General features: G+C 60.5%; 24 protein-coding genes and 1 pseudogene. 12 read left to right on the top strand and 13 right to left on the bottom strand.

Annotated elements, in window-relative coordinates; genetic code table 11:
- Window positions 1-5: 5 nt before the first annotated feature.
- The 9 genes from B7G52_RS19565 to B7G52_RS19525 are packed head-to-tail and all read right to left on the bottom strand — an operon-like array spanning window position 6 to window position 7,557.
- Entirely contained in the window at window positions 6-479 is a 474-nt protein-coding gene (locus B7G52_RS19565; RefSeq protein ID WP_096699243.1) for an aromatic-ring-hydroxylating dioxygenase subunit beta, read from the bottom strand.
- A gap of 3 nt (window positions 480-482) precedes the next feature.
- Window positions 483-1,616, bottom strand: coding sequence for a cupin domain-containing protein (locus B7G52_RS19560; protein ID WP_096699241.1), 1,134 nt, complete (start codon window positions 1,614-1,616; stop codon window positions 483-485).
- A gap of 16 nt (window positions 1,617-1,632) precedes the next feature.
- A complete protein-coding gene (locus B7G52_RS19555; protein ID WP_096699239.1) occupies window positions 1,633-2,598 on the bottom strand; it encodes a dihydrodipicolinate synthase family protein in 966 nt (321 codons plus the stop codon).
- 28 nt (window positions 2,599-2,626) lie between these two features.
- A complete protein-coding gene (locus tag B7G52_RS19550) occupies window positions 2,627-3,340 on the bottom strand; it encodes an ABC transporter ATP-binding protein (protein WP_205853094.1) in 714 nt (237 codons plus the stop codon).
- Window positions 3,337-4,095 carry an ABC transporter ATP-binding protein gene (locus tag B7G52_RS19545; RefSeq protein ID WP_096699237.1) on the bottom strand — a complete coding sequence of 253 codons (759 nt, stop codon included), beginning with the start codon at window positions 4,093-4,095 and terminating at the stop codon, window positions 3,337-3,339. The genes B7G52_RS19550 and B7G52_RS19545 overlap by 4 nt, the downstream gene beginning before the upstream one ends.
- Window positions 4,092-5,081 (bottom strand): branched-chain amino acid ABC transporter permease, encoded by a 990-nt coding sequence (locus tag B7G52_RS19540; protein WP_096699236.1) that lies wholly within the window; start codon window positions 5,079-5,081, stop codon window positions 4,092-4,094. Before B7G52_RS19540 ends, B7G52_RS19545 begins: the two co-directional genes overlap by 4 nt.
- The gene (locus B7G52_RS19535) at window positions 5,074-5,994 is read right to left on the bottom strand and encodes a branched-chain amino acid ABC transporter permease (RefSeq protein ID WP_096699234.1); all 921 of its coding nucleotides are present in this window, start codon (window positions 5,992-5,994) and stop codon (window positions 5,074-5,076) included. The genes B7G52_RS19540 and B7G52_RS19535 overlap by 8 nt, the downstream gene beginning before the upstream one ends.
- A gap of 32 nt (window positions 5,995-6,026) precedes the next feature.
- Window positions 6,027-7,196: an ABC transporter substrate-binding protein gene (locus B7G52_RS19530; RefSeq protein ID WP_096699232.1), complete on the bottom strand. Its 1,170-nt coding sequence runs from the start codon at window positions 7,194-7,196 to the stop codon at window positions 6,027-6,029.
- A gap of 31 nt (window positions 7,197-7,227) precedes the next feature.
- Window positions 7,228-7,557: a non-heme iron oxygenase ferredoxin subunit gene (locus tag B7G52_RS19525; protein ID WP_096699231.1), complete on the bottom strand. Its 330-nt coding sequence runs from the start codon at window positions 7,555-7,557 to the stop codon at window positions 7,228-7,230.
- A 93-nt stretch (window positions 7,558-7,650) separates the two neighbouring features.
- On the opposite strand from B7G52_RS19525, the gene B7G52_RS23855 reads away from it, so the two are divergent.
- Window positions 7,651-8,262: a hypothetical protein gene (locus B7G52_RS23855; RefSeq protein WP_205853093.1), complete on the top strand. Its 612-nt coding sequence runs from the start codon at window positions 7,651-7,653 to the stop codon at window positions 8,260-8,262.
- Window positions 8,263-8,328: 66 nt separating this feature from the next.
- On the opposite strand, the pseudogene B7G52_RS19515 reads toward B7G52_RS23855, so the two are convergent.
- The 3 genes and pseudogenes from B7G52_RS19515 to chrA all read right to left on the bottom strand — a co-directional run.
- Window positions 8,329-9,174, bottom strand: a pseudogene (locus tag B7G52_RS19515) (transposase); the annotation flags it as partial.
- A 256-nt stretch (window positions 9,175-9,430) separates the two neighbouring features.
- Window positions 9,431-9,736: a PadR family transcriptional regulator gene (locus B7G52_RS19510; protein WP_096699229.1), complete on the bottom strand. Its 306-nt coding sequence runs from the start codon at window positions 9,734-9,736 to the stop codon at window positions 9,431-9,433.
- 10 nt (window positions 9,737-9,746) lie between these two features.
- Window positions 9,747-10,952 (bottom strand): chromate efflux transporter, encoded by a 1,206-nt coding sequence (gene chrA, locus B7G52_RS19505; RefSeq protein ID WP_096699227.1) that lies wholly within the window; start codon window positions 10,950-10,952, stop codon window positions 9,747-9,749.
- Between the two features lie 83 nt (window positions 10,953-11,035).
- Here chrA and B7G52_RS19500 point away from each other — a divergent pair, with 83 nt between their 5' ends.
- The 11 genes from B7G52_RS19500 to B7G52_RS19450 all read left to right on the top strand — a co-directional run bounded on the left by B7G52_RS19500 (window position 11,036) and on the right by B7G52_RS19450 (window position 20,148).
- Complete coding sequence (locus B7G52_RS19500) at window positions 11,036-11,818, top strand: TSUP family transporter (RefSeq protein WP_096699224.1); 783 nt, start codon at window positions 11,036-11,038, stop codon at window positions 11,816-11,818.
- Between the two features lie 396 nt (window positions 11,819-12,214).
- Window positions 12,215-12,886 carry a metalloregulator ArsR/SmtB family transcription factor gene (locus tag B7G52_RS19495; RefSeq protein WP_096699222.1) on the top strand — a complete coding sequence of 224 codons (672 nt, stop codon included), beginning with the start codon at window positions 12,215-12,217 and terminating at the stop codon, window positions 12,884-12,886.
- Between the two features lie 44 nt (window positions 12,887-12,930).
- On the top strand, window positions 12,931-13,281 hold the full coding sequence (locus B7G52_RS19490) for a DsrE/DsrF/TusD sulfur relay family protein (RefSeq protein WP_096699220.1): 351 nt from the start codon (window positions 12,931-12,933) through the stop codon (window positions 13,279-13,281).
- Window positions 13,282-13,290: 9 nt separating this feature from the next.
- The gene (locus B7G52_RS19485; protein ID WP_096699218.1) at window positions 13,291-14,022 is read left to right on the top strand and encodes an MBL fold metallo-hydrolase; all 732 of its coding nucleotides are present in this window, start codon (window positions 13,291-13,293) and stop codon (window positions 14,020-14,022) included.
- A 53-nt stretch (window positions 14,023-14,075) separates the two neighbouring features.
- A complete protein-coding gene (locus tag B7G52_RS19480) occupies window positions 14,076-15,128 on the top strand; it encodes a YeeE/YedE family protein (RefSeq protein WP_096699216.1) in 1,053 nt (350 codons plus the stop codon).
- Window positions 15,129-15,146: 18 nt separating this feature from the next.
- Window positions 15,147-16,460: an MFS transporter gene (locus B7G52_RS19475; RefSeq protein ID WP_096699214.1), complete on the top strand. Its 1,314-nt coding sequence runs from the start codon at window positions 15,147-15,149 to the stop codon at window positions 16,458-16,460.
- 24 nt (window positions 16,461-16,484) lie between these two features.
- Window positions 16,485-16,949 (top strand): rhodanese-like domain-containing protein, encoded by a 465-nt coding sequence (locus tag B7G52_RS19470; protein WP_096699212.1) that lies wholly within the window; start codon window positions 16,485-16,487, stop codon window positions 16,947-16,949.
- A gap of 80 nt (window positions 16,950-17,029) precedes the next feature.
- Entirely contained in the window at window positions 17,030-17,614 is a 585-nt protein-coding gene (locus B7G52_RS19465; protein WP_205853092.1) for an MFS transporter, read from the top strand.
- On the top strand, window positions 17,550-18,581 hold the full coding sequence (locus B7G52_RS19460; protein ID WP_371329044.1) for an IS630 family transposase: 1,032 nt from the start codon (window positions 17,550-17,552) through the stop codon (window positions 18,579-18,581). The genes B7G52_RS19465 and B7G52_RS19460 overlap by 65 nt, the downstream gene beginning before the upstream one ends.
- 447 nt (window positions 18,582-19,028) lie before the next feature.
- Window positions 19,029-19,709, top strand: coding sequence for an SOS response-associated peptidase (locus tag B7G52_RS19455; RefSeq protein WP_371329043.1), 681 nt, complete (start codon window positions 19,029-19,031; stop codon window positions 19,707-19,709).
- Between the two features lie 61 nt (window positions 19,710-19,770).
- Window positions 19,771-20,148, top strand: a complete 378-nt coding sequence (locus tag B7G52_RS19450) for a hypothetical protein (protein WP_096699208.1) — start codon at window positions 19,771-19,773, stop codon at window positions 20,146-20,148.
- Between the two features lie 297 nt (window positions 20,149-20,445).
- Here the strand turns inward: B7G52_RS19450 and B7G52_RS19445 are convergent.
- On the bottom strand, window positions 20,446-20,587 hold a 142-nt coding region (locus B7G52_RS19445), incomplete at its 5' end, for a transposase (protein ID WP_141397505.1).

Genomic DNA, 20,587 nt, shown 5'->3' with positions numbered 1-20,587 from the left:
GTCCTTTAAACGGGGTAGACCAGTGCGCCGGCGAGCAGTTCGGTGTCAAATACCACCACCCGTTCACGGAACTTCAATTCAGGCCCGCGCGTATCGACCACGTCGAAAGTGCGGCCCACCAGCTGCAGTTGAGTCGTGCCGTCCACCAGTGTCTGGTAGACAGCCAGCATGCTTCGCGTGCGCAAGGCGGCTTCGTCGCCGCCAACCACGCGCGCGCCACTGACGATGTGCGTCAGGCTGCGTGCGGAATAGACCATCGTCCCCTGGATCGCGGCCACCCGGTCCTTCAGGGCGCCCTTGTTCTCCGCGAACATGGGACCGATGCGCTGGCCCCGGTCGTGGTTGGGACGCGAGACGATGCGGTACAGGCAGTCGTCGGTGAAATATTCGGGCCACTTTGCGATCTCGAGATCACAAAGCGTTTCCGCGTAACGCGTGTACAGGTCCGCCACATGCTGCTGCATCAATTGGTCATTCATGGCTTACTCCTTGCGTCCTGCGTCCTGCGCCGCGCCCGATGTGGTGTGGGCGTGCAGGGGCGGCGGCGGCGAAGGATGACGCCCGACGTGCGATTCGGGCTCCTCGCGAAAAAGCTGCGCGGCCTCCAGCACGGGCGCGTCGCTGACGCTGAAGAGCGTTGCGCCCTGGCCCAGCGACCGGTGTTCATGCCACATCCAGGTCGGCACGACAAAAACGTCGCGCGGCCCCCAGTGGAGTTCGGTGTCGCCAATGCGCGTGCTGCCCTCACCTTCGATGACGTAGTAAACCGTGCTGGCGGTGCGGCGGTGCTGCTGGCCGACAAAGCCGGGGCGCAGCCGCTGCACGCAGCAGCGCAGCGTGGGCAAGGTCGAGCCGCCCGTCGTCGGGTCCACATACTCCAGGATAACGTCGTCATAGGGGCTGGCCGGACCGCCCTCGCAGAACAGGTCCAGCTGCCGCTTGACGTCGGCCCAGGGATAACGGCGCGGCAGCGCGCCGCCCACGGGCTGCTCCCACATCGGCCGGACGATGCCGGTGCGCTCGCTCGAATATTCGTGACGCTCGGGCCGCATCGGCTGCGCGGTGTTTCCCAGGGGCTGGTAGGCCATCTGGCCGAGCGACAGCATCAGCGGCACATCCAGCACATCCAGCCAGACACCCAGGCTCTCGCCTTCGTTGTGGTGGTCATGCCAGGTCCAGGCCGGCGTCAGCACCAAGTCGTGAGTTTCCATCGGCAGGACCTCGCCGTTGACAACGGTAAAAAGTTTCGGATCCCCGTCCATCACGAACCGCAGGGCTGATATCGGGTGGCGGTGCGCCCACGCTACTTCTCCCGGTTTGACCGCCTGCATCCCGGCCAAAATGGTATGCGACGTGCCACCGCGCTCAAGGCCGGGATTGATGAAAGACAGGTTTCGCCGAGCCGTAAAACTTTCTTCCATCACGTCGCAGGCCTCCATCAGCTTGCGCTGCACGACGTCCCACTTCCACAGCATCGGCAAGGCCGTTGTCTTGGGGCCGTCGATCAGGCGCTCGAGCATTTCGTCGTACTGCCACTGGCCGCGAATCGATACTTCGGCAAGGTCCTTATCGAACGTTGCCAGTGTCTTGACCGAAATTTTGGGGTTAGTGCTCATGCTTGTCTCCTTGTGATCAGGTTCCTGCGAACTCGCGTTGCAGTTCCGCCCACCGGCGGCCGCAGACACGCGAGCCTTCCACATAGCTTTCAGGCGCTTCCAGATAGGGCGGACGGGGCGGGCCGGGCTTGAAGAGTCCGGCTTCCTCGAAGCGCACGTGGCCCAGCTGGATGCTGTAGTCCATGAACTTGGACATGTCGCCGCCCGGAAACATGGCCTGCACTGCCCAGTTCACCTTCTCGCTAATGGCCTGGGCCTTGTCCCATTCGCCGGCCAGGATCGCATCGCGCAGCGCAATTAGAGGCGCCGGAGCGCATGCCACGCCGCCCGACCAGCAGGCCTGTGCCTGCTGTGGGTACTCGCGCGCCAGCGCGCACCAGTCCACCTCCAGCGGCAGCAGCCGGATTTTGTGCCCTATTTCGAGTAGGTCAGGCACCAGCGCGGGCCCGCCTACGTGCTTGGCCGCTACCACTTCGGGAATCTCGGCCAGCGCGCGGTAAACCTCACGGGAGATTTTTCCCTTGAAGGCCGACGGATTGTCATAGACGACCAGCGGCACGCCGGGGAGCGCCTGTGCCACGTCACGGTAGAAACGAAGAATCGATTTGTCGTCCATGGCCAGCCACATCGGGCGTCCCACGAACAGGCCGTCGGCCCCGATCTCCACCAGCTCGCGCCCGCGCGTGATGGTGTCGCGCGTGTTGAGCGTCGTCACACCGGCGAACACGGGCCGTTTGCCAGCGACGGTGCGGACCACCGCTTGCACGAACGTCCGTAGCTCGTCGGCGGTCAGCGTTGCGCACTCGCCGAAAGTGCCGGTTGTCATGATCACATCCACACCGGCATCGACGACGGTGCGCACCATCTTCTCGGTTTCAGCCAGCTCGATCGTCTGCGTGGCGCTCCAGTGTCCCGCGTCGGCGGTGGCCGGCGTGGGCACGATACCCACCACGCCGCGAATGTCCTGCATCGTTACTTTCATCGGTACTCCAGTTGTCTTGGTCTAGCGTTTACATGCTCAGGTAGCGGGACAGCACTTCCGGTGCCGCCTGAAGCTGCGAAGAAGTGCCCGTCCAGGCCACGCTGCCCTTGTCGATCACGTAGTGGCGATCTGCCAGATGCAGCAGTGGTTTGAGGTTCTTGTCGATGACCAGCATGGTCAGGCCTTCGCTCTTGATCTGCGTCAGGCACAGCCAAATCTCTCGGCGCACCAACGGGGCCAGGCCTTCGGTAGCTTCGTCAAGGATCAAGAGCTTCGGGTTGGTCATCAGAGCCCGGCCGATGGCCAGCATCTGCTGCTCGCCGCCCGACAGGTCGCTGCCCAGGTTCGTCTCGCGCTCCAGCAGGCGCGGGAACATACCGTAGACGCGCTCTAGCGTCCACGGCCTGCGCTGCGACTCCCGCCGGATCTCCGTCGCCAGCAGGTTCTCCCGCACGGTCAGATTGGGAAAAATGCCGCGGCCCTCGGGCACCAGGCCAATGCCCCGGCGTGCGTTCTCGTAGTCAGGCCGCCCCGCTATCTCGACGCCGTCGAACACGATGGATCCGCTGCGCGGAGGAAGCATTCCGAGCAGCACTTTCACCAGCGTCGACTTGCCCATGCCATTGCGTCCAAGCAGCGTGACGAACTCGCCGCGCTGGATGTCCAGGCTGGGGCCGAACAGCACCTGGCTGCTCCCGTAGTGCGCGACCAGGTCTCGCGCGGCGACCAGGCACGCGCTCACAACACGCCCTCCTCGTCGCCGATGTACGCTTCCCGCACGGCCGCGTCGGCACGGATCTCGTCGCAACTGCCGGTGGCGATCACCTTACCGTACACCAGCACGCTGATGCGGTCGGCCAGCGCGAAGACGGCCTCCAGGTCGTGTTCGATCAGCACGATCGCCGCGCTCCCACGAATGCGCTGCAGCAGTTGGATGATTTCGCGCGATTCGCCGGGGCCGGTCCCGGCCATCGGTTCGTCCAACAGCATGATGCGGGGCTTGGTCGCCATGACCATCGCCAACTCGAGTTGCCGCCGGGCCCCGTGCGCCAGGTCACCGGCGCGGCGGGTCACCATGGGCGCGAGACCCACCATGTCGATCGCCTCACACGCTGGGCCTGCGATGCCGGCGTTTCGCGCAACGTCGTCGAAAAAGCGCATGCCGTGACCCCGCTGCGCTGCCAGCACGGCCATCGAGACGTTCTCAAGCACGTTGAGGTCGTCGAAGACCGCGGTGATCTGGTAGGACCGCGCCATGCCCAGGGCCGCACGGCGCTGCGGCGACTCCCGGGTGATGTCGTGCCCATCGAGCAGGATGCGCCCCGAATCCGGCGCGATCTCGCCCGCGAGCTGGTTGACCAGGGTGGTCTTGCCGGCGCCATTGGGTCCGATCACGGCGTGGATTTCTCCTGGTCGCACATCGAAATTGATTCCATCGGAAGCGCGCACGCCTCTGAAGTTCTTGACCAGCCTTTCGACGCTGAGCAATGCGTTCATGCGCCCGCCTTCCGCGACATCAAACCAGATATGCCGTGTCGTGTACCCATTGCCATCAACACGATGAAGATGCCTATGAGGCCCATGAAATGAGAGCGGATGAATGCATTGGCACCCATGGGCAGGGGGAGTGCCGCGTTGGCGAGTAGCTCCTCCAGCACCAGCAGCACGATCGCGCCGTATAGCGGACCGAACACGGTGGCAGCCCCACCCAGCACCACCATCACGATCAGCTCGCCCGACAGCGACCATTGCAGGTACGAGGGGGACGCGAAACGCGACAGATTCGCAAGCAGGAAACCCGCGACGATGCAGACCATCGCCGAAATGACGTAGGCCGTGAGCTTGTAGCGGAGCACCGGGTAGCCTAGAGCTGCCATGCGGCGCGCGTTGAGCTTGCTGCCGCGCAGGATCCAGCCGAAACTGGAGCGCGATATCAGGGCTATGCCCGTAAGCACTAGCGCGAGCAACGCCAGAACGAGGTAGTAGAACGACATCGGCCCTTCCATCGATAGGCCGAACAGGTCGCTACGCGTGGCCAGCGTCATGCCGTCGTCCCCGCCATAGCGCTTGAGGCTGATGACGATATAGAGGAACATCTGCGAAAAGGCGAGCGTGATCATGATGAAAGCGATGCCGCTGGTGCGCAGCGCGACCACGCCCAGCACGACCGCGAGCAGTCCGCCAACAGCAAGTGCCACCATGAGTTGTAGCGGCCCCGACTGCACTCCGGCCTCCGACAGAACTGCCACCACGTAAGCACCCAGCCCAACATAGAGTGCATGACCGAAACTCACCATGCCCCCGTATCCCAACGCCAGGTTCAAGCCCACCGCCGCGATAGCGATCACCAGGACGCGGCTGGCGAAGGTGATGTAGTAGCCCTGCCCCAACGCGTTGGCGGCCAAGGGCAGCAGCGCGAGCACAAGCATCAGGGATGCGGGCAGCCAGTGCCTGCGCATGAAGTCCAGTTTTGATTCAGCCATGGCGTACCGGGAACAGACCGTTGGGGCGCAACGCCAGCACGCAGGCCATGAAAAGATAGATGAGGACGGACGCTAGGGCGGGCCCGGCTGCTTGCGCCACCGAACGCTCGAAGACCTCGCGCAGCAGCAAGGGCAGGAAAGCGCGGCCCACAGTGTCCACGATACCGATGATCATCGCGCCGTAAAAGGCCCCGCGGATCGAACCGATGCCGCCGGTGACGATCACTACCAACGTCATGATCAAGACCGGCTCACCCATGCCGGGCTGCACCGAGGTGATCGGCCCGGCCATCAGGCCGCCGATGGCCGCAAGCATCGCGCCGAATGCAAAGAGCCAGCATTTCAGGCGTGCGATGTTCACACCCAGCGCGCTCACCATGTCGGGCCTGCTGGCGCCCGCCCGCACCAGCATCCCGATTCGGGTGCGGTGGATCAGCACGTAAAGCAAGGCGCCGATCGAGAACGCAACGGCGATGATCAGCAGCCGGTAAGTCGGGTAAGCGGCGCCCGCCAGCGAAATGGAGCCGTCGAACGCCGCCGGGCTGCCCGCATGAACCGAACTCGGCCCCCACACGATGCGGGCGATCTCGTTGAAAAAAAGCACTAGGCCGAAGGTCACCAGCACCTGGTCGAGGTGCTCGCGGCGATACATACGGGACACCACCAGCCGCTCGACCACGACGCCGAGCAGCAGGCCGCCCGCGACCGAAGCCAGTGCTGCCACCGCGAACGAGCCCGACATCTGGTAGCCGGCGGCCGCGAAGTAGGCGCCCATCATGAAGAGCGAGCCGTGCATCAGGTTCACGAAGTTCATGATCCCGAACACCAGGGTCAGCCCGGCGGAAAGCAGGAACAGCAGTGCGCCGAGCTGGATGCCGTTAAGCAATTGCGTCAGTACGAGAGAAATCGTCATTGAGGGCAATCTCGCGGTTTGTCAGGCCCGGCTCACTTCATCGCGCACTGCGCATGGTACGAGTCGGCTTGCGACTTGAACGGCGTGGCGATGGTCTTGAGGCTCACACGGCCCTTGGCGTCCTTGGCGACTTCCTGAATGTGGAAGTTCTGGATCGGGAAGTTGTTGTTGCCAAACTTGAACGAGCCGCGCACGGACTCGAAATCACCAGCCTTGAGCGCCGCCATGAAGGCCCTCTTGTCCGCCACGTTGCCCTTGACCTTGCGGATCGCGGAGTCGAGCAGCAGCGCCGAGTCGTAGCCCTGAGCGGCGAACGCAGCAGGAATGCGGTTGTGCTTGCGCTCGAACTCTTCCATGAAGCGCTTATTGGCTGGATTGTCCAGGTCCGGCCCCCAGGGGAAAGCACCCAGCACGCCAAGCGCGGCTTCCTTCAGGGCAGGAAGCGTCGTGCCGTCCACCGCGCCGCCGGACATGAGCGGCACTTTGCCCAGCAGGCCTGCCTGCTGGTATTGCTTGACGAAGTTGATGCCCAGGCCACCCGGATAGAACACGAACACCGCATCGGGCTTGGCTGCGCTGAGCTGCGTGAGCTCGGCGGAGAAGTCCGGCTGGTTCAGGGGCGTGTAGACCTCGTCGAGGATTTGGCCCTTGAAGGTGCGCTTGAAGCCGGAAAGAAAGTCTTTGCCCGCTTGGTAGTTCGGCGCCATGAGGTAGACCTTCTTGTAGCCCTTTTCGTTGGCGTGCACGCCGAACACCTCGGCCAGCTGGTCGACCTGCCAAGACACCACGAACTGGTAGGGCGAACAGGCAGCCCCAGCAATGGGCGACGGTCCGGCGTTGGAGCCGATCAGGAAAATTTCCTTGTCGGTCACGGTCTTGTGAATCGCCATCATGATGTTCGAGAAGGTGACGCCGGCAATGATCGGCACCTTGTCGCGCTCGATCAGGCGCTGCACCACCTGGTTGGCCACGTCGGGCTTGAGCTGCGTGTCTTCCTTGATCACCTGCACCGGCACGCCGCCAAGCTTGCCGCCGTTGCGCTCGACGACCATCATGAATCCGTCGTACTGGTCCTGGCCCAGTGCGCCTTGCGGACCCGACAGTTCGCCGATAAACCCGATCTTCAGCGGTGTTTGCGCCTGCGCACCGGCGATGCCGCAAGCCGCGATGAGGCCGATGGCCAGCTTCCTGAAAGTTTGCATATTGTCTCCGTGGTGGTTGTGGTGGTGAAACTCAATTCGCCGTCGCCGGCTCTGCCGCTAGGTGGATCACGCCATCCCTGACCGCGACGGCATAGGTGCGGAGTGCCTGGGTGCAAGGCGCGGCCGTCACCGCGCCAGTGCGCACGTTGAACATGCCCTGGTGCAGCGGGCACTCCACCTCGTCGCCGATCAGGTAGCCATCGGCAAGCGATGCTCGCCCGTGGGTGCATTCGTCCTGGGTGGCATAGATGCAGCCTTCAACATGGAAAAGCGCGACGTCTTTTCCCTCAAGCTGGCAGCGGCGCGATTGGCCTTCAGGGATCTCTGCGAAATCCAATACGGGAATGAAAACCTCGGTCATGGCGATATCTGATGAAGTGGTGGAAATGTCCTGACCGTATTCTCCACCAAATGATTAGATATCGAAGTAAGTGAATTCCCTTAGTACTTTTGTTTGCAGACAGGCGCTACGCATCTTTCGGCAACACCAGAAGTAAATGAAGGTGCTGAGCTGCTGGACGGCCGCGTCCTGCTCGACCAGGCGCCGGCCCAATTCCTCGGTGCGCCGCTGCGCAAACCCCAATTCATCTTTGAGCGGCCGCAGGCCCCGCACCTCTTCCTGGACCTGATGCAGATCGCCCTGGGCGCGCGACAAGTCGCCCAGCAAACGCGCGTTGTCCTGAAGGGTGTGGACGGATTCCTGCTGCTTGGTGGCCAAGGTCTCGTTCACGGTGCGCAACTCGGCCTGCAGGTACTGCACCTGCTAATCGTGCTTGCGCTGGTCCTGGTCGCGCTGCTCCTTGGTGGATTGCCGGAAATGCTCCAGCGCATGGCGCGCATGCTGGTGCTTTTCTTCCAGGGATTGGCGATGGCGTTCTTCGGCCGCGATGCGCTCCTGCAGGTCGGCCACCTGCTGCGTGAGCTGGGTGCACTCAAGGGTCTTGCTGCTCAGCGCTTCGCTGGTTTTGCCGTGAGCGGTTTTTTCCTCGGTCAACGCCCGCTGGTGTCAGATGAAAACAGGCTGCTCGGTCACCGTGTCAGCGGTGGTTGTGCAGACCTTCCCTAAGGGTCGATTTGAGGGCCGGCCGGGATTCCGACGGAATCCGGCGTTTTTTGACGTAACCGATTGATTTCAAATAAGAATCGTCTCGAATTGCATGGGTGGCACCTGCCGCTCCAGGTCCAGGGAGTAATCGCCAAATCGATTGATGTGCTCGACCCGGTAGGGCGCCAAGCCGCCCAGGACGGCCGCGTCAACGACAAATCCCTCAGCCTGAATCTCCTTGAGCACACGGGTCATCGCCTCCACGTTGTGCAGGATGACCAGGTTGGCCACCAGCTGGTTGTACTTGATGACCTTGCGCTGCTCGTGGCGTACGTTCTGGGCAATGACGCCCTCGCCGCCAAAGAACAGCCACTTCGTGAACTGGTTGAACTCCTCGCTCTTGCAGGTCGCCGCGTGAATCGTGCGGCGCAGCTCCACATCACCGATGTAGTCCAGCAGGAACTGGGTTCGAACAACCCGCCCGAGCTCGCGAAAGGCAAAGTAAAGCCTGTTCTTTCGGCTGGCCGTACCCAGGCGGCGCAGCAGTGCCGACGGTGTGATCTTTCCCGCTTTGATCGATAAGGCAACGCGCAGCATGTCAGGCAGGTGGGTTGAAATCAGCGACCAGTCGATGCTTTCGCTGAACAGCGCGTCGATGTGTCGATACCGGGTTTGCTTGTCGGGCCGGAAGAACACCAGCTTTTTGAGCTGGCGAATCCTGGGCATCAGTTTGATGCCCAGCAGATAGGCCAGGCCGAAGGCTGGCGTGCTTTGCGCATGGGTGTCGCCATGCACCGTATCGGGCTGCACGTCGGACTCGTTCTTGATGAGGCCATCGAGAATGTAGACCGCCTCGTAGACGCCGCAGGGAATGAAGTGGCTGAACAGCGCGATGTACATGTCCGAGACATGGTAGTAGCCGATGCCCCCATAGCTGTAACGACTCGCGTTTGAAACCTGCCCGACTTGCAATCAGCGGCTTTTCTGACTCACATTATTCGCAAATGACCGCATGGTCAGACTCACATTGTTTGCAATTGAAATGATGGGCGGTGTTGTCAAGTTGAGGTCTTTGATTTCCCTGGCAGCTTGTCAAGCAATGCTCAAACGGACCCTATTTTGACGGGTTTCCCCCATCAAGTTGACGTCCGTCTGGGGTATAGCTCAAACTGACGCTAATACACAAAGCTCAGTGACCCTCAATAAGTTCACCAAACAGTTCCCTGACTTTTGTCTTCGCATCTGTTAGCGCAATCCGGCCTTGCTCGGTAATCTCGTAGACGCGCCGCTCCCGCCGCCCAGTACGCTCGTGACGCGAAGTCAGATAGCCCTTTTTTTCCAGCCCATGCAGCATCGGATACAGCGTTCCGGCACTCATCTCGTATCCGTGATGCCGTAGCTCTTCAATGATGCCGAGTCCGAAGACCGATTCCTCGGCTGCATGGTGCAGGATGTGCAGACGGATCAGGCCGCCGTAGAGGTCTTTATCGGTCATAGCCACGGTCTCACAGAACGGCACTCAGCAACCAGCCCGCCGCTCCGCTACCGATGACGACCAGCCAGGGCGGGAGCTTCCAGAACATCAGCGCGACAAGTGCCACCACAGCCAGCCCGAAGTCTTGCGGCTTGAAAATGGCACTCGTCCATACCGGCTGATAAAGCGCAGCCAGCAAGATACCCACCACGGCCGCATTGACTCCGGCTAGCGCCGCTTGCGTGCGCATGCTGTGGCGCAGCCGCTCCCAAAACGGCAAGGCACCGACGACCAGCAGAAACGACGGCGCAAAGATCGCCAGCAGGCAGATCAGTCCGCCGATCCAGCCCGAAGGCGTTGTGCTCATGGACGCCCCGAGGAACGCAGCAAAAGTGAACAAGGGGCCGGGCACCGCCTGCGTTGCGCCGTATCCCGCCAGGAACGCTTCATTGCTGACCCAACCGGAAGGCACTACCTCAGCTTGCAGCAGCGGCAGCACGACGTGGCCACCGCCGAAAACCAATGACCCGGCACGGAAGAAGGCGTCCACCATGGCCATAGTTTGATTCGGCATCAGTTGAGCCAGAACTGGCAGGCCGACCAGCAAAGCAAAAAACAGTGTCAACCAGATCACGCCGGCGCGGTGGCTAACCGTGATCGGCAGCGGATCGTGTGCGCCATCCTGACTAGGCTTGAACAGCAGCAGCCCAGCGACGCCAGCAGCAGCAATCATGCCGACCTGTCCCCATGCGGAGGGCACAAGTAGAACAACACAGGTCGCAATCGCCATGATGGTGACACGCGGCACGTCAGTACAGAGGTTGCGTGCCATGCCCCATACCGCTTGGGCGACGACCGCGACTGCCACCACTTTCAGACCGTGCAGCGCACCTGGCGATATGGCATCGCCGTAGGTGGAAATGCCCAGCGCAAACAGGATCAAGGCAACGGCTGATGGCAGTGTGAAGCCTGCCCAGGCGGCCAGCGCCCCGGCGTAGCCCGACCGGGACAGGCCCAATGCGATGCCGACCTGGCTGCTTGCAGGCCCCGGCAGGAATTGGCACAGCGCCACCAAATCCGCATAGCTGCGCTCGGACAACCAGCGCCGCCGGGTGACGAACTCATCGCGAAAGTAGCCCAAGTGCGCGATGGGGCCGCCGAAAGAGGTCAGACCAAGGCGCAGAAAGATGAGAAAAACAGACCACGGGTTGCGGTCGCCAGTGTGCGTGTTGGTCATAGGTTCTTTTGCTTTCAATGGGGATCGGTTCATAATAATCGAATGTCGATACTGAAATTCGATTATTTGACGGAGGCACACAAATGGAACTTGTCTTGATTGGCGTTTCGGCGCTTTTGGTCTCTGGCCTGACACTTTTCTCAGGCTTCGGTCTTGGGACAGTTCTGATGCCGGTTTTCGCTCTGTTCTTCCCGTTGCCGCTGGCTATCGCAGCCACCGCTGTCGTGCATTTCGCCAACAATATTTTCAAGTTCGGCTTGATGGCCAAGCAGGCTGACTGGCGGGTCGTGGCACGCTTCAGCGTGCCTGCCGCTATCGCCGCCTTGGCGGGGGCAAGCCTCATCAATCTGTTCGACAAGATGCCGCTCCTTGCGAGCTACACCCTTGGCGGATTGACGTTCGAGATCACCATGATCAAGGCCGTCATAGGTTCCCTGATCGTGGCATTCGCCCTCTTGGAGTTGTCACCCCGCTTTCAAGCGCTGGCGTTCCCGCCGAGGTGGCTACCGCTCGGAGGTGCGCTGTCCGGTTTCTTCGGTGGCCTGTCAGGGAACCAAGGCGCACTGCGCTCGGCCTTCCTGTTGAAAAGTGGCCTATCGAAAGAGGCATTCGTCGCTACAGGTGTCGTTTCAGCCGTCATCGTCGATGCTGCACGATTGGCGGTTTATGGCGCTAGTTTCATGGCGAGCAACTTTGCTCAGTCGCAGGAACTACTCGCGCCGGTTGCGGTGGGCACAGTCTGTGCGTTCATCGGTTCATTCATGGGCAAGCGCATGCTTCAAAAAGTGACGCTGCGCACTGTGCAGATCGTGGTGGCTGCGGCAATGCTGCTGATCGGTGCTGGACTAGCGGCCGGTCTGGTCTAACTCTGTTCAAGAGCGCGAGTTTTTGGGCTTAGCGTGCTTTATTTTCCGTTTTCTGAGACGGCCCCCATTAGGGCCAGCAGGACAACATCCTGCACAAATAGGCCGGATGTAAGACTGCAAACCCTTTGAAACTTCACGCCGCCGAATCTTGCTTTCCTTGGGACGACCATGCAAGGGGTGCCGAAATTCATTGATCACCCTTGCTGCGAAGAAAACCTAGAGAACTTGCGGGTCACAGACTGTTGCTTCTGGTCAGACAACATCGGCACGCTGGTCAAATTCGCATCGGCACCAACACTGCTGGTTCGTGATTGTCAGGTGGCCGGACGCTGGCGTCCGAGAACAGAGAAATGGCTAATATTTGTTATTTATTCGCCTATTCGCTAGAATGTACGAATGAATAAGAGATTACTGAAAGACCTTCTCTATGAACAGGTTGCCCGCATCGGCAAGGCCGTCTCCAGTCCGAAGCGGCTGGAGTTGATGGAGTTGCTCGCGCAGGGCGATAAAACGGTGGAGGTGCTGGCTGGCGAGCTATCGATCGACATCAAACTGGCCAGCGCCCATCTCAAGGCGTTGCGCGAGGCCCGTCTGGTGGAGAGTCGGCGCGATGGTAAGTACATGGTCTATCGCCTTAGCGGCGAGGATGTGGCCCACCTGTCAGTCACGCTGCGCTTGGTGGCCGAAGAACATCTGGTCGAGTTGCAGATGGCCTTGCAGCGCATGGTGTCCGCGCCCGACAAGCTGACACAGGTAGGACGGTCGGACTTGCTGGAACAGGCACGGCGCGGCGAGGTGATCGTTATCGATGTGCGTCCGCAGGATGAGTATCAAGTGGCGCACCTGCCGTATGCACGCTCCATGCCCCTCCACGAGATTGAGCGGCGCCTGGCCGAACTGCCCAAAGATCACGACATCGTTGCTTACTGTCGCGGGCCGTTTTGCATGCTGTCGGATGAGGCCATGAAGCTGCTCTCCGGCAAGGGCTACCGCATTCGCAAGATTCTCGATGGCGTTGCCGAATGGCGGGCTGCTGGCATGCCGGTTGAGCGACCGGCCGAGTCCTGATCGAAGCAAAGTTCAACTCACAAATTCAACCCGGAGGATATGTCATGACTTCCACACTTTTCATTCTTAATGATGCCCCGTACGGCAATGAGCGCGCCTATAACGGGTTGCGTTTGGCCAGCGCCCTGGCCAGTAAGGAAGGGCAGCAGGTGCGAATGTTCCTGCTGGCCGACGCGGTTGGCTGCGCCAAGTCAGGCCAGAAGGTGCCGCAGGGCTACTACAGCATCCAGCTCATGCTTGGCAAGGTGGCCCGGCAAGGTGAGGTGGGTCTGTGCGGGACCTGCATGGATGCACGTGGTCTGACGGACACCGAGTTGACCGATGGGGCCAAGCGTTCAACGCTCGCACAGCTGGCTGACTGGACCGCCGAAGCCGACAAAGTCATCGTTTTTTAAGGAGAAAAAATGTTTTTCAAGCAATTTGCAACGAAGGAAGCCTCGCTGTCCTATTTTTTTGGCTGTGCCACGTATGCCAGGGCCATCGCCGTGGACGTGGTGGCCGGCGACGAGGCGTGGTTCGTCGAAGAGGCACGCAAGGCCGGCGTGCAGATCACGCACGTGATCGACACCCACGTCCATGCTGATCACTATTCGGGCGGGCGCAGGCTGGCCGAAATGCTGGGCACGTCGTATTGTCTGCACGAATTCGACCAAGGCAAGGTTGGCTTTGCTTTCGAGCCGCTGCGCGACGGGCAAAAGCTCGATCTGGGCAATGTGCAGGTCGAGGTATTGCACACACCGGGCCATACGCCTGACAGCGTCTGCCTGCTGGTTTCCGACCTGCGCCGCGGCGAGACACCCTGGTTTGTCATCACCGGTGACACCCTGTTCGTCGGCGCAGTCGGTCGCCCCGACCTGGCCGGCAAGGAGCGCGAGATGTCTGGACAACTGTACGACTCGTTGCACGCCAAGCTGCTGGGCCTGCCGGCCGATCTGGAAATCTACCCCGGGCACCAGGCCGGCAGCGTCTGTGGTGTCGGCCTGTCGGGCAAGCCGTCCTCCACCATCGGTTTCGAGAAGCGCTGGAACCCGGCGCTCTCCATGGCGCGCGAGGACTTCATCGTCGAGCTGACACGCGAAATCCCCCCGCATCCGGCCGACATGGACCGCATCGTCGCGGCGAACATCGCAGCCTGATGAGCACTCATCCGCTGGCAAAAAAAAGACTGAAAAACTGAACGGAGACAGACATGGGTGCAGGTGGATTGAATATCCCGGTATGGGGTGGCTTGATGCTGGGCGTGTTGCTCGGCATCATCTTGCAGCGTAGTGGTTTTTGCGCACGCGCAGCGTTGGCCAACGCTTTCGAGGGCAAGGACAACGCCAAGCTGCGTGCTTTTTTGCTGGCGGTGGCCGTGGCTCTGGCAGGTACACAACTGCTATCCGGGTTGGGCTGGGTGGATTTGAGCGGCACACCGTATCTGCGCGCCAGCGTGCCATTGGTGGGGCTGGTGATTGGCGGCGTGGTGTTCGGCGCAGGGATGATGCTGGCCGGGGGATGCCCGAGCCGGATCATGGTACGCGCAGCAGAGGGGCAAGGCGGTGCCCTGCTGACCTGGCTGGTTTTCGTGCTGGCCATCATGGCCAGCCTGGAAGGCGCGTTGGCTCCGTTGCGGGAGATCGCCAGCGGACCGGCAATGACCTTGCCCGCCAGGACACTGCCTGCCTTGCTCGGCGGTGTGCCCGCCTGGACAGTGACAGCGGGACTGGTCGCGCTGATCAGTGCATTCCTGTTGCGGGCGCCGCGTCAATCCGAATGGTGGGGCTGGAAACTTCCGCTGTCGGGCATGGTGGTAGGTGGTCTGGTGGCTGCCAGCTGGTATGTGAGCATTGCGGGTACCAGCGAATTCGACACGCCCGTTACATCGGCACTGGCCTTTGTCGCGCCGGCGCAGGATTTGATGCGCTACCTCACCATGGAGCGGCTGGGCTTCCCCCTGAAGTTCGGCTCCACGGCGGTGCTGGGCGTGTTCCTCGGCGCTTTGCTCAGCGTCATCGTGGCACGCCGTTTCCAGTGGGTCATGCCCACCGGGGCGCAGATGCTGCGCAATGTGGCTGGCGGTGTGATGATGGCCTGGGGCGGCATTCTCGCGATGGGCTGCACCATCGGACAGGGCATGGCGGGTGTCGCCACCCTGTCGGTATCGAGTTTTATCGCGGTGGCCAGCATGGTGCTGGGTGCCTGGATGGCACACCGGGTGCTTGCCATGGCGACGCGCGCCAATCCGGCCGCCAGCGTCTGACCGTTCAGGGAAAATAACATGAGTGAATTCAGCGAAGCCCGCCACGAGTACCAGGACTACCTGCATGGCATTCGCCACAACCTGGCCCAGTTTACTTTCCAGCTGCTGCAGGTGCTACTGGTCGGCTTGACACTGGGCATGATGCGCACCGTTGTGCCGGCACTGGCAAGTTCCGAGTTTGGGGTTCCGAAAGGCTCCTTCATGCTGCTCATCGCCTTTGTCGTGGCCTTTGGCTTCGTCAAGGGAACGCTCAATTTTGTGGCGGGGCGCCTGTCTGAACAGATTGGGCGCAAGAAAGTGCTCATGCTCGGCTGGCTCAGTGCCCTGCCGATCCCGTTCATGATCATGTACGCCCCGAGTTGGGGCTGGATCGTCGCCGCCACCGTGTTGCTGGGCGTCAACCAGGGCTTTGCCTGGTCCATGACGCAGACCTCCAAGCTCGACATCACGCGGCCCGACCAGCGCGGCCTGACCATCGGCCTCAATGAGTTTGCCGGCTATGTCGGCGTAGCCATTGCCGGCATCGTCACCGCCTACATGGCCACGGCCTTCGGTGCGCGCCAGGGCTTGCTGATCTTTGGCCTGATCGTGCTGGTTTCAGCGCTGGTGCTGACACAGTTTTTTGTCAGGGAAACACTGCCTTGGGCGAAGGCAGAAGGGGCGCGCCACGCGGCAGGCAAAGCGACCGGGCCCATACCGCGTTATCCGGTCCATGTGCCGGCCAAGCCGACGACCTGGGACATGTTCACACTGATGAGCTGGCGCGACCGCCGCATGGCGGCGCTCTGTCAGGCCGGGCTGGTCGAGAAATTTGTTGATGCCCTGGTCTGGGTGTTCTACCCGGTGTTTCTCTACCAGCAGGGCATCAGCTTGCCCAATATCGGCTGGATCATTGGCGTCTACGGTTTTGTCTGGGGGGGCTCGCAGTTGTTCACCGGCAAGCTGTCGGACCGCATCGGACGCCACCGGCCCAATGTGTGGGGCATGTGGATTTGTGGTGCGGGGGTGGCGATGATGCTGCTCGGGCAGGGCGTGGCCTGGTGGATGCTGTCGGCTGCCGTCTCAGGCTTTGGCATGGCACTGCTGTACCCCAACCTGTCGGCGGCTGTGGCAGACATATCGCACCCGAACTGGCGTGGTTCAGCCATTGGCATTTACCGGTTCTGGCGTGATCTCGGCTATGGCATCGGGGGCCTCGGGCTGGGCATGGTGGCGCACTTCAGCGGACAAATGGAGGCGGCGTTCTGGTTCGTTGCCCTGTCGATGTTCGTCTCTGGCGGCCTGCTGTGGCTACTGGGGGAAGAAACCCACCCGCGGCTCAATCCCGCCTGATTCACTCCCCAACGAAAGATAAGCATGAAAATACTGGCGTACCCGATTTCACTCATCGCTTTGATCTTCTTCGCAGGCAGCATGCCTGCACGCGCCGACGATATGAAGGCCGCCATCAATGCGATGGAAGCTTATCTGGAATTCGTCGACTATGGTGGCGCTACCATCTTCCCGGAGCAAATTCCAAAGGAGGACTGGAAGCGTTTCTTCGTGATTGATGCCCGTGACAAGGACCAGTTCGCGAAAGAGCACATTCCGGGGGCCAACAACATCGAGTGGCGTCAGGTGCTGGCCCAGCGCACCTCGATCCCGAAGGACAAGCCGGTCCTGATCTACTGCAACACTGGCAGTTTGTCGGCACAGGCAGGGTTTGCACTGCGCGTGGCCGGATACGAAAATGTCCGAATTCTGCAAGGTGGCTTCGCCGAGTGGAAAGCCAAGGGTGGTTTTGATTCGGCGGTCAAGGCATCCGGCCAGGTGACACACTAAAATTCGATCCGCATACCGAAGGCCATCCGATGTTTACCGGGCGACGTAATGTTCTGCTGCTTGTATTCAGTCAGGCACTGATGCTTTCAGCCATCGTGATGTCGGTGGCGCTCGGTGCCATTCTCGGCGGCGTTCTGGCACCAGACAAGGGTCTCGCCACGCTGCCAATGGCCATGATGGTGATCGGCACCGCAATCGCATCATTGCCAGCGGCTCTTCTGATGCGTCACTACGGTCGACGAGTTGGCTTTCTGCTCGGGGCCTCACTTGGCCTGAGTGGCAGCCTTTTGTGCGCGCTGGCGTTGCAGAAAAGCTCATTCGTGCTTTTCGTCACCGGGCATCTGCTACTTGGCAGCTATCAGGGCTTCGCCAACTACTATCGATTTGCCGCCGTTGAAGCCACCGACCCCAACCACGCAAGTCGGGCGATCTCCTGGGTTGTCGCGGGCGGCGTGTTGGCCGCATTCCTGGGGCCGCAACTCGGCCAGTGGGGCCGGGACTGGGCAGTCAGTGGCCTCTTCGTCGGTTCCTATAGCAATCGCGAATCAAAATGCAGCAGCCGGGATGACTTTTCATTCACGCGATGCGTGAAAATATGGGGTGTCATATTTTCTCACCACCAGCCAACGCTCCTCCCTGAAATCAGCCCATCGGGTCGAGCGTGATCGAAAAATTGGCGACCGGATGAAAGTCGTACTGCTTGCCGATCAAGGCGAGAGCTTTGCCGAGATCGCCAAGTTTCTCTTCATCGATGAACAGACGGCCCGTCGGCACCTGCAAGACTATTTCGACAACGACAAGTTGGGTGGATCAAGCGGGGGTTCCGAGGGAAAATTGAACTCCGAGCAGGCCGCTCGGTTGAGCGCCATCTTGGCCGCCTGTGACGTGGCTAGCGCACAATCTGTCGTCCAAAAAGTCAAAGGCCTTTTCGGCGTCAAATTCTCCCTCTCGGGCATGACGGATTGGCTAAAGCGCAATGACTTCTCTTTCAAAAAGAGTGAGCCTGCCCCAGCCAAGGCAGACCCTCAGGCGCAGCTCGAATTCATCGACACATACCGCACGCTCAAAGACAATCTGCCCGAAGGGGAGGCTTTGCTTTTCCTTGATGCCGCTCACCCCACCATGGCCACCAAACTGGGCTACGGCTGGTCGATCAAAGGTGAGAGAAAAATCGTAGCGACGACGGCGGGGAAAACCCGTGTCAATGTACTCGGATCTTTTGAGCCTGCGACCATGAAACTGGTCACCACGTTTCCAGAAACGGTCAACTCGCAGACCCTGGGAGAGCACTTCGTAAGGCTTCGCAGAAGCTACCCGAGAACCAGGTTTTTCACGCTCCACATCATTCTGGACCAAGGCTCCTATTGCGTGAGCAAGGCGACGCAAGCAGAGGCTACACGCCTGAACATCAAGCTCTGGCACCTTCCACCTTATTCGCCCAACCTCAACTTGATTGAGCGGGCTTGGAAGGTGATGAACGAGGAGGTGCGCGACAACGTTTATTTCCCTGACGCAAAAACCTTCACATGGACCATCAAGGACTTTTTCATGAACCGTTGGGGCAAGCTTTCCAAGTCACTTACCACCCGATTTGCAGACAACTTTCAGGTCATTCAAAAACCTGCATTTTGATTCGCGATTGCTATAGACGATCAGAAACGCGGTCCGTTGGCGGCCGGCGAGGACGAGAATGCAAGTCCAGTGGGAGGTGGGACTCGTTGGAAGTCCTGAATCGGCAGGCCCTCCGGGACAACAGCATCTGGCCAAGGTTCGCATAGGGATGCTTGAGGGGCGATTGGGGTCGTCGGGTTTTTCCCCAAAACGTAGAAAAGGAGCGCTGCAATCAGAGCCAGTCCGCAGATCAGAATTCCTAAAAGCAACTCGCCAACCCCAGGTGCGAGGATGCCTACCGCGCTGAATGCTGCAGCGGCCAGTGAGAGTGTGATGTAAAAGCGAACCAGCATGAAATACCTTCGCGGTGTGACACCTTAGGTGTGGATTTTAGAAACATGGCTGCGAGGTCGCCACCGTTGAAGACCAGAATTTGGCAGCGCTCCCGTCCGGCGCTAAAGTGATGCCATGTGCAATCTCTACATGGCGCCGACTGGGGCCCGAATCAGCATGAAGTTCCAGGTTGGTGCGCCCGTACAGCCGTACCTGCCACTCGTTGCGCCCCTCAAGTCTGGGCCATTCGTGACAACGGCTCCAGTGGCGCAGGTTGGTCAGTGGGGGTTGATTCCGCCACACTCGCCAACACGAAAGCCGATGACCGAGGACGGCCGGCCAATGAGCACGAACAACGCCCGGCGTGAGCGCCTGGCAACTGCATGGACCTTTCGCGGGCCATGGAAGCGGGGGCAGCGGTGCCTTGTGCCGGCAGAGAGCTTTGATGAGCCGTATTGGGGAACTGGCAAGAACATTTGGTGGCGGTTTTCTCGGGCTGATGGCGATCCCTGGGCCCTGGCAGGAATTTGGTCTGAATGGACGGATCCAGCCACTGGCGAATGTGACTTTTCCTACTCACTAATAACCCAAAATTGTGACGCGCATCCTCTTCTAAGGGCAATGCATCGACCTGGCCCTACAACGGCAGGCGACAAGGCAGACAAACGTGCCGTGGTTCCGCTGGAGCGCGAGCACTGGGACCAATGGCTAAATGGCACGGTGGCCCAGGCTGATCAGCTCATCCAACTCCCCTCCATGGACGTCTTCCACCACGGGGCGGCAGATCCCACCAAACAGGTCGAGATCACGCTCTAGCCTCCCGCGCGCCTCTTGCTCGCACTATACTGCAATACTGTACATTTAACCAGTATTCTGAATGCAGTTCGATGTCTACCGCCTGATCGACAGCGGCGGCCTGATGGACCCGGTTGAGGTTCTGAAAATCGGCCCTGCCCGCGGCGAGCTGGTGCTGAGCAAGCGGCGCGGCGACAGCACCCTCATGGCCCAGCTGATGAAGCCGGACGGCTCCTACGTGCTGCCAGTGATGATCTATGCCCAGGTGATCAAGATCGACGAAAAGGGCATGCTGATCGAAGGCACTCAGGTGATCCAGCGGGGCGACAGCCTCAAAGCGCGCTCTACCTCGGCGCGCCAGCGCTGGCTATGCAAATTTCCGGGACAGCCAGCCGTGCTCGCCCCGCGCACGTGGGCATCACCATATATAGAGCAAACTGAGATCTATATAAATCAATAACTTAGGAGGGCTGGCACCGCAGTTAGGGCTCTTCCTTCACCAGAGATACGGTTACCTGCTGCCCTAGGAGCCTGTCGGACTTGGGAATCGTCGGCTGCAAATCGACCGCAGCGGTCCATTTTTCACCGTCTTTTTGTCCCATAGCTGGGCTATGGGCCTGCACATCCGGCAAAAACTGTCCTCGCTGGGGCCAATTTTCGCTTTCGACGCCCCAAGCCCGACAGGCTCCTAGGGAAACTCAGCAAAACCCCCTCGGTTGTGTGCTTGATGTAAGCCTCGTCTGAGAAAATAGCTTCGTCAGTAAAATCTGTGGGCGAGTTGCGGCTCAGGAAGCTTGCCAAGTACGTGATATAGGGCGAGTTCAGTGATTCTGAAGGTCCGAAACCCGTAGGATTTTCTCATGGTCACTTTGACCTTGTTGTTCAGACCCTCGACGACG

It is taken from the genome of Polaromonas sp. AER18D-145 (assembly GCF_002379095.1).
Taxonomy (GTDB): Bacteria; Pseudomonadota; Gammaproteobacteria; order Burkholderiales; family Burkholderiaceae_C; genus Polaromonas.
Note: the sequence above shows the minus strand (reverse complement) of the source record. Positions and strands in the feature narration are given on the sequence as shown.

Coding starts and splice junctions, on each gene's coding strand:
- B7G52_RS19560 (WP_096699241.1), bottom strand. CDS start 1,616: ATGAGCACTAACCCCAAAATTTCGGTCAAGACACTGGCAACGTTCGAT.
- B7G52_RS19450 (WP_096699208.1), top strand. CDS start 19,771: ATGCAGTTCGATGTCTACCGCCTGATCGACAGCGGCGGCCTGATGGAC.
- B7G52_RS19530 (WP_096699232.1), bottom strand. CDS start 7,196: ATGCAAACTTTCAGGAAGCTGGCCATCGGCCTCATCGCGGCTTGCGGC.
- B7G52_RS19540 (WP_096699236.1), bottom strand. CDS start 5,081: ATGGCTGAATCAAAACTGGACTTCATGCGCAGGCACTGGCTGCCCGCA.
- B7G52_RS19475 (WP_096699214.1), top strand. CDS start 15,147: ATGAGTGAATTCAGCGAAGCCCGCCACGAGTACCAGGACTACCTGCAT.
- B7G52_RS19465 (WP_205853092.1), top strand. CDS start 17,030: ATGCTTTCAGCCATCGTGATGTCGGTGGCGCTCGGTGCCATTCTCGGC.
- B7G52_RS19455 (WP_371329043.1), top strand. CDS start 19,029: ATGTGCAATCTCTACATGGCGCCGACTGGGGCCCGAATCAGCATGAAG.
- chrA (WP_096699227.1), bottom strand. CDS start 10,952: ATGACCAACACGCACACTGGCGACCGCAACCCGTGGTCTGTTTTTCTC.
- B7G52_RS19495 (WP_096699222.1), top strand. CDS start 12,215: ATGAATAAGAGATTACTGAAAGACCTTCTCTATGAACAGGTTGCCCGC.
- B7G52_RS19500 (WP_096699224.1), top strand. CDS start 11,036: ATGGAACTTGTCTTGATTGGCGTTTCGGCGCTTTTGGTCTCTGGCCTG.
- B7G52_RS19545 (WP_096699237.1), bottom strand. CDS start 4,095: ATGAACGCATTGCTCAGCGTCGAAAGGCTGGTCAAGAACTTCAGAGGC.
- B7G52_RS19480 (WP_096699216.1), top strand. CDS start 14,076: ATGGGTGCAGGTGGATTGAATATCCCGGTATGGGGTGGCTTGATGCTG.
- B7G52_RS19535 (WP_096699234.1), bottom strand. CDS start 5,994: ATGACGATTTCTCTCGTACTGACGCAATTGCTTAACGGCATCCAGCTC.
- B7G52_RS19485 (WP_096699218.1), top strand. CDS start 13,291: ATGTTTTTCAAGCAATTTGCAACGAAGGAAGCCTCGCTGTCCTATTTT.
- B7G52_RS19555 (WP_096699239.1), bottom strand. CDS start 2,598: ATGAAAGTAACGATGCAGGACATTCGCGGCGTGGTGGGTATCGTGCCC.
- B7G52_RS19490 (WP_096699220.1), top strand. CDS start 12,931: ATGACTTCCACACTTTTCATTCTTAATGATGCCCCGTACGGCAATGAG.
- B7G52_RS19525 (WP_096699231.1), bottom strand. CDS start 7,557: ATGACCGAGGTTTTCATTCCCGTATTGGATTTCGCAGAGATCCCTGAA.
- B7G52_RS19470 (WP_096699212.1), top strand. CDS start 16,485: ATGAAAATACTGGCGTACCCGATTTCACTCATCGCTTTGATCTTCTTC.
- B7G52_RS19565 (WP_096699243.1), bottom strand. CDS start 479: ATGAATGACCAATTGATGCAGCAGCATGTGGCGGACCTGTACACGCGT.
- B7G52_RS19510 (WP_096699229.1), bottom strand. CDS start 9,736: ATGACCGATAAAGACCTCTACGGCGGCCTGATCCGTCTGCACATCCTG.